The 12,682-nt window shown below is 69.0% G+C and carries 6 protein-coding genes; all 6 read right to left on the bottom strand.

The genetic code is table 11. From position 1 onward, the window contains the following. Positions 1 to 3: 3 nt before the first annotated feature. Positions 4 to 432 (bottom strand): hypothetical protein, encoded by a 429-nt coding sequence (locus tag K5L49_RS18945; protein WP_223695086.1) that lies wholly within the window; start codon positions 430 to 432, stop codon positions 4 to 6. A gap of 137 nt (positions 433 to 569) precedes the next feature. After that, positions 570 to 2,888 carry a transglutaminase domain-containing protein gene (locus tag K5L49_RS18940; protein ID WP_223695085.1) on the bottom strand — a complete coding sequence of 773 codons (2,319 nt, stop codon included), beginning with the start codon at positions 2,886 to 2,888 and terminating at the stop codon, positions 570 to 572. 1 nt (position 2,889) lies between these two features. Further along, positions 2,890 to 4,233, bottom strand: a complete 1,344-nt coding sequence (locus K5L49_RS18935; protein ID WP_223695084.1) for a DUF58 domain-containing protein — start codon at positions 4,231 to 4,233, stop codon at positions 2,890 to 2,892. Further along, positions 4,230 to 5,201: an AAA family ATPase gene (locus tag K5L49_RS18930; RefSeq protein WP_223695083.1), complete on the bottom strand. Its 972-nt coding sequence runs from the start codon at positions 5,199 to 5,201 to the stop codon at positions 4,230 to 4,232. Before K5L49_RS18930 ends, K5L49_RS18935 begins: the two co-directional genes overlap by 4 nt. Positions 5,202 to 5,289: 88 nt before the next feature. Beyond that, positions 5,290 to 11,214, bottom strand: coding sequence for an Ig-like domain-containing protein (locus tag K5L49_RS18925; protein WP_223695082.1), 5,925 nt, complete (start codon positions 11,212 to 11,214; stop codon positions 5,290 to 5,292). Further along, the gene (locus tag K5L49_RS18920; protein ID WP_223695081.1) at positions 11,211 to 12,641 is read right to left on the bottom strand and encodes a serine/threonine-protein kinase; all 1,431 of its coding nucleotides are present in this window, start codon (positions 12,639 to 12,641) and stop codon (positions 11,211 to 11,213) included. Before K5L49_RS18920 ends, K5L49_RS18925 begins: the two co-directional genes overlap by 4 nt. Between the last annotated feature and the right edge of the window lie 41 nt (positions 12,642 to 12,682).

Here is a 12,682-nt window from a genome sequence, read left to right as displayed (position 1 = left end):
GAGTCAGCTCACGTCGAACCACTGGTCACCGATCTCGACGCGCGTGCCCGTTGTGACCCGGTACCGGCGACCGGCCTCGCACTGCCGCGCGACACCGCCGAGGGGATGCGCGACCGTCCCGTTTCCGGAGTACCGGTCGCAGATCCACAGTTCGCCTGCCTCCAGCCCGAACTCGAGGTGGGTCTTCGACACCGAACGTGACGGGTCGACGATGGCGACGAGCTGATCGACCTCCTCGCCCGGCTGCGTGATCGGGCGGCGGCCGACGAGCCCGGTGCCCGCAACGAGGATGCTCTCACCCGTCGAGAAGCTCAGAGTGTACGTCGCGACCGGAGCGGCCGGCGGCGCCGACTCGATCGGCTCGACGTGAAGGGCCCCGGTCGCGGGCAGCTCGTCGCCGGGGAAACGACCGGCGACGGCGGGTTTGGGCAAGCGCTCCACGATCGTCGTGTCGGAAGGGCGCGGGTCGGCGACCGCGGGAGGACGGACCCTGGTCGCCGTCACCGAACTGCCGCACGACCCGCAGAAGAGAGTCCCCTCGGTGAGCTCGTTTCCACACACCCGACAGTTCATCGCCTGCCCCGCTTTCTGTTGCTTGTCCATCCACGGTAGCCGAGCGAACGCAGGGAGACCGCCGCAAGCAGTCGCTTCCAGCGCGTCTCGCGCTGCCCGAGCGCTTCGCGCAGCTCATCGACCGCACGCCACACCGAGTCCGCCTCCTCGACGGTCGGCGCGCTCGGGCTGAAGACGGCGCGATCCGCCACCGCGGCCAGTGCCGAGGCGCGCACACCGCCGATCGTCGCCGCGAGCTCTTTGCGCGTGGCCGACGGCGGGGGCTCGTAGCCGTGATCGACGGCGGCGTCGGCGAACTCGCGCCAACCACCGGCGATACGTTCGACCGAGGTCGACGCCGACCGTCGCAGCGTCCGCCTCCGCCATTTGGCACCGATCACGGCGAGGAACGGGGCCGCGAGCACGGCAAGCACCAGCAGCACCCAGCCTGCGACGACCAGAATGCCGAGAATCGCATCGAGCAACGGGTTCTGCTGCGGCTGATCGGATTTGTCGACCTGAGCCTGAGGAGGATCCTCCCGCTGCTGCGGGTTCTCGTCGACCGGAGGCTGCACATTGGTCTGGGGCCGGGAGATCTGCGTCGGCTGGTCGGGCTGTTTGGGCGGCACCGGTCGCACCGGCGGAGTCGGATCCACGGTGACCCAGCCCTCTTCGCTGGTCTGTACCTCGATCCAGGCCGAGATGTCCGATCCGGTGAGGGTGATCGACTGATCGGGGCGCGCACCGTCCGGCGCGACGAACCCGACGACGACGCGTGCCGGGAACCCCAGCTGCCGGGCCATCAGGGCCGCCGTCACCGCGTACTGCTCCTGGTCGCCGAGCATCGGGATGTCGGTGAGCAGCTCGGTGATGCGGTCGGCCCCGTGCCCGGACCGGCTGGCGGGTTCGTCGGCACCGATGCCGTGGCTGATGTAGCCGTATTCCGCCAGTCCGCGCAGCGCCGCCGCCAACTTGGCGCCGTCACCGGCGATGCCGGCAATGTACTTCTGCAGCGTCTGCTGGAGTTCGTCGGGGATCACGGCAGGCTTGGGCACCACCGCGCTCCCGGGCTTCACCTTCTCGAGCTGGGTGGCGGTCAGTTTCGGCTTCACGACGGTGTCGAGGGTGTAGCTGTCCCCCCTTCTCAGACCGCGGGTGACCGCGCCCGTTCCCGTGACGTCGTTGTAGTAGAACGAACCGTCGAGTACCGCGGCGTCGCCGCCCCCGAAGACGACCTGTTGCAGCTGCCCGCTCCCGGGAACCCAGGGTCCGGTGAAGCCCCGCACGGTCACCGAGATGCGTTCACGCTGCCCATCGACCCCGGCCTGGTCGAGGCGGTACGGCATCCGCACAAAGGTTCCCGAGGCGCTGGCGACCTGGGACGTCCCCACGGAGTATGTGACGCCGTCGTAGGTGTCGAGGGTGGCGATGCGGATGCGGTCGTCGCCCGGCATCCCTCTGACAGTGAGCATCGGCTCATCGGCTTTCGCCGGCTCGAGATACTTGCGGAACCCGCTCAGGGGACTGGCGTACGCACGCGGGTCGAACGGCTGCTCCACCGCCGTGCGCACCACTTGACGCTCCGAGTTCGCCGGAAGCAGCAGGCTCGCCGCCGTCCCTGCGACGCCGGCCACCACGAGGATCACCGCCGCACCTGCGATGGTCCGCACACCGACGAACCGTCGCTCCCGCGGCGTCTCCACGGTCAGTCCACTCTGTTCAGCGAGACCGCGGAGCGCGGCCGAACGACGCTGCCAGCGGAACCAGATGGTCCAGGAGAGCAGAACGGCGAGTGTGCTCAGGGCAAGCCACAGCGGCACCGCCGTCACACCGGAGCCGAGGAGGATGCCGGCGAGGAACAGCAACACGGGCGGCACTGTGGCGAGTTCTCCGCGCTTCGCGCGCAGGGACACGGAGAGGGAGACCACGATGGTCAGCAGCGTGAGCAGGTACGCCGGAACGAGCAGGGCCTGGTACGACCCCACCGGGAGCGAGATCGTCACCAACTGCTTCCAGCTGAGCCAGGTGGCCTGCACGAGATCGACGAAGCCCTGTCCGGTGGGGAGCAGACCGCCGGCCGTCGCCTCCCCCGGAACGGCGAGCTGCACTCCGAGGCCGAGGAACACCGCGACGACGAGGCCGGTCACCACGATGCTCGGCCACCGGAAGACGGCGCCGAGCACGGCGACGACGGTGCCGACGGCGAGGGTGATGGCCAGCATCAGCAGGAAGGTCGTCGATTGGTACACCGCCCAGAATGACAGGGCGGCGAGCCCGGTGCCGGCCAGGGCGAAGAGCGTGTTGACGAGCACGAAGCCCGCGCGGTCGCGGTTCATCTCAGGCCGCCATCCTCTTGGCGAGACTCTTCTGCAGGTCTTCGAGATACCCGATGGTGAGCACGCTCAGATCGGTCACCCGACGCAGCGACGGCACGGCGCCCGCGTCGCACACGACGGCCACCACATCGACACCCAGCGGAAACTGCGTGGACGATGCACGCAGCTGCGCGGCGGAGACGGCCGACCCGCAGATCAGGAAGGCGATGGAGGTGCCGGCGGCATCCTCGGCGGCGATCTGGGCGAGCTCCGGCACCCGCAACGCCGTCGTCGCACTGGTCACCCCGGCCAGGTCGTCGAGCAACCGGCCCCGGTTGATCGTGCTCAACCGGCGCACGCTGTGCACCGCATGTTTGGCGAAATCGGGCGTGATCGCACTCGCGACCACCGAGACCGTGCGGGAATCCTGGATGGCGCGCGCACCGAGTGAGCCGGTGGCGCTCACGGCGAGTTCGAACTCTTCGTCGGTCGCATAGTCGTCGGTGGAGAGGCTCAGCGCCACGAGCAGGTGGCTGCGTCGCGTCTCCTCATACTGCCGCACCATGTAGCTGCCGGTCTTGGCGGTGCTCTTCCAGTGGATGTTGCGGCGTTCGTCGCCCGGCAGGTATTCGCGGAGAGCGTGGAAGGCGACATCGCTCGCCGTGAGGTCGCGGGTGGGCGCCCCCTCGAGATCGCGCACGAACCCGGTGCTCATGCTCGGGATGGCGATGGTGCGCGGGTGAACGAACAGGTCGAGCGATTCGGCCCACACCACCTCCCGACGGAGCAGCCCCACGGGGTCGGCCCGGACCGTGCGCACAGGACCGATCGGCACGATCCCGCGCCGCGAGGTCGGGACGATGAACACATCGCTGTGCGTCTCGTCGCGCGCCAGCGACGGCGAAGCGAACTCGGCGAGTCCCTCCCCCACCGGCACTTCGACGCGCACGCCGGCCAGCCGGCGGCGCCCTGGATTACGAACCTGCACCTCGCCGGGAGCCCGGTCACCGACGACCACCCGGTTCGCCGGCAGAGAAAGGGTCACATCGTAGACGTTGCGTCCCGCCAGATAGACCGTCGCGACGAGGAGCATCGCCACGGCGGTCCACCCGATCACGACCGCCTCGGTCCAGCCGTAGCTGTACCCGAACAGCAGGGCGAGAACGGCCACGGCGACCATAGACCAGCCCAACGGGGTGACGACTGCGCTCAGCCAGCGCCAGCCCGTCGCCACCGCGGTCCAGGCGACGCGGGTCGAGCGCACCAGCCAGACGATCGCATCCGCCAGCCTGCCGTCTCTGCTGCCGACGATCCGGGCGCGCGCGTTGGTGAGCTCTACTTGGGTTCGACTGACGGTGTTCGTCACACGGCGGGCCGATCGGAGGGCGGCGGCGTCTCGATGAGGAGCTGCGCGATGACGCTGGAGGCGGTGACGCCCTCGAACTCGGCCTCCGGATCGAGGACGAGCCGGTGGGCGAGCACGGGTTCGGCGAGCGCTTTCACATCGTCGGGGGTCACGTAGTATCTCCCGACGGAGGCGGCGAGGGTCTTCGAGGCGCGCAACAGGGCGAGCGCTCCGCGCACGCTGACGCCCAACCGCACCTCGTCGGCATTGCGGGTGGCATCCACGAGCCGGGAGACATAGTCGTTGATGGCGGCGTCGACGTGCACGCTGCGGGCCATAGATCCCATCTCCACCACGGTGGAGGCGGCGATCACCTCGGGGACGACGATCTCGTGCGCCTTGCGCTCCGACCCTTCGAGGATGCGCAGTGTTGCCTCGTGGTCCGGATACCCGATCGAGGCTTTCAGCAGGAACCGGTCGAGCTGGGCCTCCGGCAGGCGGTACGTCCCCGCCTGCTCGATGGGGTTCTGGGTGGCGATCACCATGAACGGCGAGCCGACGGGATGGCGCACCCCATCGACGGTGACCTGTCCCTCCTCCATCACCTCGAGCAGGGCGGATTGGGTCTTCGGGCTCGCCCGGTTGATCTCGTCGGCCAGCACGATGTTCGCGAACACCGGCCCGCGATGGAATTCGAAGGCACCGGTGCGCTGGTCGAAGATGTTGACACCGGTGATGTCGCCCGGCAGCAGGTCGGGCGTGAACTGCACCCGATTGCTCGTGCCGCGCACACTCTCGGCGATCGCGCGGGCCAGGGAGGTCTTGCCTGTGCCGGGGTAATCCTCCAGCAGGAGGTGGCCTTCGCTGAACAGGGCGGTGAGGGCGAGCCTGATGATATGGGCCTTGCCGAGCAGCACGCCGTCGATGTTCGCCACCAGACGCTCGAACACGCCGGAGAACCAGGTGGCCTGCTCGGGGGTCATCGTCATGCTTCGGCCTCTCGGGGTCGTCTCGTCCGCTCGCGGCGGCACGGCGTCCGCCTGCGGGACGCTGCCTTTCAGTATGGCGGTCGCCCGGCTATCCACCGGTACTCCCGTAGGTCTGGTCGTAGTCCGTGTCGTTCGCGCGCACGCGCACCGTGAGTTCGGCCCCGGTCGGTGACGGTGTGCAGGAGGCTGTCTGGCCGACCGCGGGCATCGGGGTGCGGGTCGCCCCGCCGTCGCAGGTGTATGTGACCGATTGGTAGTCTCCGGTCGGCCAGCTCGTCCAGCTGTAGGTGTTCGTCGCGGGATCGTAGACCTCGTTGCCCAGATTCGTATCGACCGCCACGCCCAGATTCTTGCTGAACGGCTTGTCGGACGAGCTGTTGCAGACCGCCGCGCCGCCGTCGTAGACCTCGCAGACACTGGTGATCGTCACTGTGAGCGCGGTGCCGTAGACCCCGCCGTTCGCGCCGGTGAGCCGGCCGTTCGTCCCGGAGAGCGTGCCGCTCGCCGTCGCGCCGTTCGCACCGGTCAGCGTGTAGGAGACAACGGTGTTGCCGCCGCCGCTTCCCGGTGTGTACGTAAGCGAGTTGAGCTGGTAGTCCCAGCGACCGCTTCCACTGGAGACGGGCCCGCTGACCGAGGCGTCCGTCGGCGTGCTCGGCGCCGTGCGCGGCGTGGCCGTGACGACGCCGCTCGCCGTGCATCCCTGCCCGTTGTAGGCGTAGACGACGAACGAGTACTTCTGGTTGGCGCTCAGACCGGTGAAGCGCACCTGGGTTCCCGGGGCATCCACCTTCTTGAAGGTGGAGCTCTGCGGGTCGACGCTGAGCACCGGCGCGCCCGAGTTCACCCCTGAGACGGAGCAGTTCGGGGCGGATCCCGCCGCGTAGACGGCCGCGTAGTAGGTCGAGATCTGCCGGCCGTTGCCGCTGAAGACGCCCGGCCAGCTGAGTGTCGCGGAGGTCCCATCCGTGACGCTCGGGGTGGCCACGGGGGTGCCGACGACCAGCGGCGCACCCGCGGGCACACCGCTCCCCTGCGTCTGGTTCCAGGTGGTGCGGCCGGCGTAGAAGTCATTGCGCGATGCGACGCTGAACCCGATGGAGGCGCCGTTCGCGATGTTGGTCGGATCGGTGACGTTGAGCGTGTACGTGGTGCCGACGGCGTCGCCGCGACCGACGGCGATCGAGGAGGTGACGCCGCCGAGGGTGACCAGGTACGACGTGATCGGGCTGGCGCCGGGCGTGTCCGCCGGCTTGCTCCAGGTGAACCGGAGGCCGTGGTCGAGCGGCAGGGTCGAGACGTTCGCGGGCGCCGTCGGAACCACATCCGACCACACCGGCTCGGCATACGGCGTCGGGTCGGAGAGCCCGAGCGCGTTTTTGGCCGAGATCGCCACGGTGACCGCGTTGTCTGGCCCGTTGCCCGGTGTCGGAACGGTGCAGGAGGTGGTGGAACAGATCGTCGTCGACATCACCTGTCCCGACCGCGACACGGTCACCTGGAACCCGGTGATCGGCGAGTTGTTGAAGGCACCCGGGATCCACGACAGCGTCAGCGCCCGGTCGGCGAAGCCCGTGACCTGCACATTGGACACCGGCTCCGGCCTGTCTTGCACCGAGATCGTCACCGTGCCCCAGGTGTAGCGGTCGGGATCGCCGGTCGCATCGGCCACCTCGTACTGCAGCGTGGTGTCTGCCGGCGCCGCATCCGCCGCCACCTGCACGCTCAACGTCGACTTGTCGGCGCTCGGCGTGACGGCGACGCCGGCAGGGAGGTTGCCGTTGTCCAGCCCGCGCACCGCGACCACGGTGAGCGGCTTGCCCGGGAAAGGATTGGTGGCCGCGTCGTTCGCGAGCACGTCGACGGTCGTGGTCTTGCCGCGCGGCGCGATCACCCGGTCTGCCTGCGGCGACGCGAGCGGCCGGGTGGAGGGGACGACGTTGAGGTCGATGCGACCCGCCTGGCCGGCGTTGATCGCATCCTTCACCCCGATCGCGATGGAGGGATGCGCGCCCTTCGCCGTGTTCGCATCGACGGAGATGGTGAGCTTCTGCCCCTTCAGGCTCGTGCTCACCCCCTGCGGTTTGGGATCTTGCACGCTGTAGACGAGCTCGGCCTGGTCTTTGGCGTACGGGTAGCTGGTGAGCTTGGTGAGGTCGACGGTCTTCGACTGACCGGGCTCGAAGTCGATCAGGGCTCCCGTGAACACCGGCGGCTGGTTCTGCCGGGGCGTCACCGTGATGGGGAGCACGATCGTCGCCACATTGCCTTTGGGATCGGTGGCCGAGGTGCCGTCGGTCACCTGGAACGAGATCGAGGCCGGACCGAAGTAGCGCGAGCTGCTCGTGTACTGCAGCGTGTCGTTGCTGACCACCAGATCGTCGCCGTTGGTGTGCGTCGCCCGCACGGTGGCGGCGTCGGTGAGGCGCACCTTGCGGTCCCCCACCGCGACGATGTAGTCGTTCAGATGGATCGTGAGCGTCTTCTCGCTCGGAACAGTGAGCTTCGGCGCGCCGCGCTTCACCTGCGGCAGCGCGTCGTCGTAGCCGGGCACGCGCACGAAGGCGTAGCCCGCGATCGACTCGTCGTCGGGGTTGGAGACCTTGAACGGGATGATCTGGCTCTGCGCTCCGACCGTCACACGGATGCGCTTCCCCGAGGTCACCTGTGCGGTGTCGCCGTACCCGGGAACAACCTCCAGTTTGAGGCTGGAGACCGGCCCGTCGGCGAAGAACACATTGGCCAGCACATTCACGCTCACATGCTGCTTGCCGAGGATGTCCGAGAGCCCGAGCGTGGTGTCCTCCACGATCGGGCGTGCCAGCGGGGCGTCCTTGCTGACCGTGACCCGCACGAAGCTCTCGCTCGTGCCGCCGCGCTCGTTCTGGATCGTGTAGAGGAAGCTGTACGTGCCCTCCACCTTCGGCGCGGTCATCACGACGAGGTCGCCCTCGATCTTGCCCTTCACCTTGCCGTCGAGCGAGGTCAGCGCTGTCACGCTCAGCGGGCTCCCATCGGGGTCGCTGTCGTTCGCGAGCACTTGGATGGAGAGCGTCTTCCCCGGGCGCACCGAGACATCGTCTTCGACGGCGACCGGGTTGCGTGCACCGTCCACCCGCGCGGCGATGCCGACGCGCACCGTTCCGGTGGCCCGGGCGCCGAGAGCGTCGACCACGGCATAGGTGAAGGTGTCGGTGCCGGCCGCGTATTCGCCGGCCTGGAAGTCCATCCAATCGGGTCCGGAGGCGATCACGGCACCCTTCTGCGGATTGGTCTCCTGGCCGATGAACTGAACAGAGTCGCCGTCGGGATCGATGCCCGAGAGCGGGATCGTGATGCGGACCGTGTCGCCCGCGAGCACGCGCGCCGTGACGGTCTTCGGAACCGGTGGGTTGTTCGTCGCCTCGTCGCGTTCCCGCACGGCGATCGTGACGTCGGCGGTGGCCCATTGGCCGTCTTCGCCGACGACCCGGTAGGCGGCGGTGAAGTTGCCGGGTTTCGACGGCGCGAGGTAGCGCAGAACGTCGCCGCTGGCGAAGAGCAGGCCGGCGCCGGCCGGGAGCGGCGTGGCGAGGGTGGGATCGAGGGTGAGCTTGTCTCCGTCGGGCTGGATGTCGTTGGCCAGCACCGGGATGTCTACCACGTCGCCGACGCGCACCGACACTGAGTCCGGTGCCGCGATCGGCGGCTGGTGGACGGTCAGCGGCGGCAGCTGCACGACCGTGACCGTGCCCTCTGTATCGGCCAGACCGTTGCTGAGCCGGTAGTGGAAGTCGATGGGCGCATCGAGCGGCCGGTTGAGGGTGACCCGCAGGGTGCGCTGGCCGAGGATCTCGACACGCACACCGGAGGCGACCGGCGGATCGGTGACGCCGGTGACCAGCAGCACGCCCCCCGAGGGGTCGATGTCGGTCGAGAGCACGTCGACATCTTGCGTGGTCTGCTCTCGGATGAACGCGGTGTGCGGCACAGCGATCGGTGTCGTCTTGGATCCGGGCGGAGCGGCCACATCGATGCGGACGGTGCCGGTGGAGGTGACGACGCCATCGGTGACCGTGTACTCGATGTTGTGGGTGCCCACCTGGTCGCTCTCGAACCGGAAGGTTCCGCCCTGGTAGTCGGGCGTGAGTGTCGCATCGGCCTTCGTCGGCACGCTGCTGAGCCGCACGGTGCCCGTTCCACCGCGCACATGCGCGAGCGGCTGCACGGTGACCTCCTGTCCCTGGTAGGCGAGCACCGCGAACGCGTCGGCGATGATCGGCACCTGACCCGGAGGGCGGACGGTGACGGCGAGCGACCCCGTGCCCACGGACCGGGCGTCAGAGACGGTGAGGGTGACATCTTTGAGGTCGCCGCCCTGCCCGTGGTCGTTGAAGGCGACCTGCCCCTGCGGGGTGAAGGTGACCGTGTCGGGGGCCGGCACAGAGGCCGCAGCGAGGAAGAACGCGTCGCCGTCCGGGTCGTAGCAATCGCCGAGGACCTGGCTGGTGACCCGCCCGCCCGATTGCACGACGGCCTTGGCGGTGCGGGTGCACACCGGTGGTGAGTTCTCACTCGGCAGCCTCACCGTCACGGTGACATGCGCCGTCGCTGTTCCTCCCCGCCCGTCGGAGATCGTGTAGTCGAAGCCGATGGTGCCGCTCGCCGAGCTCGGGAGCGTGATCTGAAGCTGCTGATCGCTGTTGGTGAGCTCCAGCGTGCCCTGTTCCGGCGGGATGGCGGTGAACGAGTCGATCACCAGGACATCGCCGTTCGGGTCGTAGTCGTTCAGCAGCACCGGAAGGGGGCTGACGCGCCCCGGCCGGGCACCGAAATGATCGTCGACGGCGACCGGGGGCTGCTGCTGCTTCTCGTACTGCGGTGGCGTGTCCTGCTTGCTCTGGTCAACCTGCTCGGTGGTGTTCTTCTTCGCCACCAGCTCGTCCCAATTGTCGATGCGCGTGTTGCCGCTCTGCACCGCCCAGGAGGCGCCCGACTTCGCGTCGTTCAGCACGACCCGATCGGTGTTGGCCCGGAATGCCAGCGCCGCGCCCGCCGGCACGCCGGCCAGCGTTCCCCGCTGACCGGTGGAGGACGACCCGCACTCACGCCAGCTGGTCCCCCCGCTCCACGCGGCGAACGTGCACCCGGCCACCGTGATCGGGGCCGCCGGAGCGCCGGATTGACCGGTCACCGGTTTCGTCGCCCGCGAGCCGTCGAGCGGCACACGGATGAGCCCGGAGGTCGTGCCGATCCAAACCGCGTCGCCGGCCGCGCTCGGCTGTTGCAGAACCGGGGTGTCGCCGGCGCCCAGCACTCCCGATAGGTCTGTCGTATGACCGGAGACCGTGAGGGTGCGCGCATCCGGGTCGAGGAGGGCCCAGGTGTCGCCGACCACGGTCATCGTGTCGTTCTTGCCGTCACCGGACGACGAGACTTTCTCGGATGCGGTGGCCGGCTGGTCTCCGCCCGTGTCGATCCGGGTGACCGTGCGGGTGTCCGGCAGGAAGGCGTAGAGCACGCCGGCATCGTTCATCGCGGTCACGACCCGGCCGCCCAGGTCGATCGTCGGGGCCGCTCCGGCGTTGAAGTCGCCCAGCTGCGGCACCGTCGTCAACCACAGCTGTCCCGTCGTGCGGGACACGAGGGTCACCTTGTCGCCCGCCAGGTGCACGTACGGATCACGGGGCGGCAGGGCCACACTCTTCCCCGCCTCACTGGTGGCCGGGTCGACGACGGCGACAGTGTTCGTCTCATTGTCGATGAGCAGCACATTGCTGCCGTCCTGCGCGATGTCGAGCGCCTCGCCCGGGCCGGAGACGACCGAGTTGAGCTTGTCGATCTCGGTGTTCGCGCGGCCGAGCGACTTCTTCGCGTCGTTCGCCACCCAGACGGCGGCGTCGCCGAGGGCCACCCGCTGTGCGCTGTAGCCGCCGGAGACGACGGCGAGCGTCGTCACAAGGGCGACGATCGCTGTTCCGCTCGTCGCGGTCGCCACCAGCGACTTGTGCGCGGCCAGCCACTTTCCGATCACGGGGCGTCCGCCCGTTCCACACACTTCGGGGCGCTGGGATCACCTGTCTTGCCATCGCGGTTGACGGTGACCGTGACGCAGACGGTCGCGCCGGGCTTGGCATCCACCCGGAACTCCGTTGCATGCTGCACGCTCGGAGGCTGATCCCCGACCGCCACCTGGTAGGTGTCGGTGGGTTGCAGACCGGGATCGCTCCAGGTGAAGACGATCGTGCCGTCACTCACCCGTCCCGACAGGTCGCGCACGGCGGGGATCTCGGTGTTCGACGAGACCTTGACGAGCACGAACGCGGCGGTGATGGCGAGGGCGACGACGAGCACCGCGCAGGCCGCGATCGACAGCGTCAGGGCCCGGGACCAGCGCGGCCGGACCGGCGCGGACGATCCCGGGGTGCTGCCGGCGCTCTCTCGCGCCACCGTGCTGGTCGGAGCGCGCGTGACGGTCTGCGAGGTGGACGGACGTCGTCGACGACGGCGCGACCCCGACGGGTCCACCGACATGACGCCTTTGATCCGCGTCCTGTCTTCGGGGTCGTCGGCCGTGGCGAGCGCCCAATCGTCCATCGCCACTTCGATCGGGGTCTGCGGCAGTCCGAGCTCCGTCTCCACGGACTGCAGCTCCCGGATGAACTCCAGAACACTGCGCTGCCGCGCTGCGGGCTTCTTGGACATCGCCCGCAGCAGCACCTGCTCGAGACGGGCGGGAACATCCGGTCGGTCGAGCGGTTGCGGCCGACCTTTGGTGATGCGCTGGATGAGCTCCGACGAGGTGTTCTCCTTGCCGGGCAGCTCGAACGGCGAGCGGCCGGCGAGCAGCGAGTACAGCGTGGCACCGAGCGCCCACACCTCGCTGGCGATCGTGCCGCTCGTCTCGTCGAGCAGCACCTCCGGGGCGGACCACGGGATCGACAGCCCGATCGCCTCGGTCACCTCGGCCTCGCCCAGCGTCGCCGCGATGCCGAAGTCGCTCAGCACCGGATGCCCGTAGGCCGTGGTGAGGATGTTGGAGGGCTTGATGTCCCGGTGCAGCACGCCGGCCCGGTGCGCGGTCTCGACCGCGCTCGCGATCCGCACCCCGACGCTGAGGGCTTCCGGAACGGCGAGGGGATGCGTGCGGTAGCGCTGTCCGATCGCCGCCGAGCAGAGCTCCATGACCAGGTAGGGCCGGCCGTCGGCCGAGACGCTCGCCTGGTACACCGTGAGAATCGAGGGATGCGTGCTCAGCTGGGCCATCAGATTGGCTTCGGCCTGGAACATCTGCTTCACCTGGCTGGTGACGACCTCGGCCAGCATGACCTTCACCGCCACCTGCCGCCGGGGCAGGTTCTGCTCATAGAGGAAGACATCGGCGAACCCGCCGGAGCCGAGCACGCGAACATACGAGAAGCCGGGGAGATTCGGCGGTTGTGAGGGCAGACGCCGTGCCATATCGCCTCCCGGTTCGACTCGTGCACCCGTGGATGCTGTTG

The organism is Leifsonia poae (assembly GCF_020009625.1).
Lineage (GTDB): Bacteria > Actinomycetota > Actinomycetes > Actinomycetales > Microbacteriaceae > Leifsonia > Leifsonia poae_A.
Note: the sequence above shows the minus strand (reverse complement) of the source record. Positions and strands in the feature narration are given on the sequence as shown.

What these genes read in the sequence shown, in the direction of transcription:
- K5L49_RS18940 (WP_223695085.1), bottom strand. Translation starts at nt 2,888, where the DNA reads ATGAACCGCGACCGCGCGGGCTTCGTGCTCGTCAACACGCTCTTCGCC.
- K5L49_RS18930 (WP_223695083.1), bottom strand. Translation starts at nt 5,201, where the DNA reads ATGACGATGACCCCCGAGCAGGCCACCTGGTTCTCCGGCGTGTTCGAG.
- K5L49_RS18920 (WP_223695081.1), bottom strand. Translation starts at nt 12,641, where the DNA reads ATGGCACGGCGTCTGCCCTCACAACCGCCGAATCTCCCCGGCTTCTCG.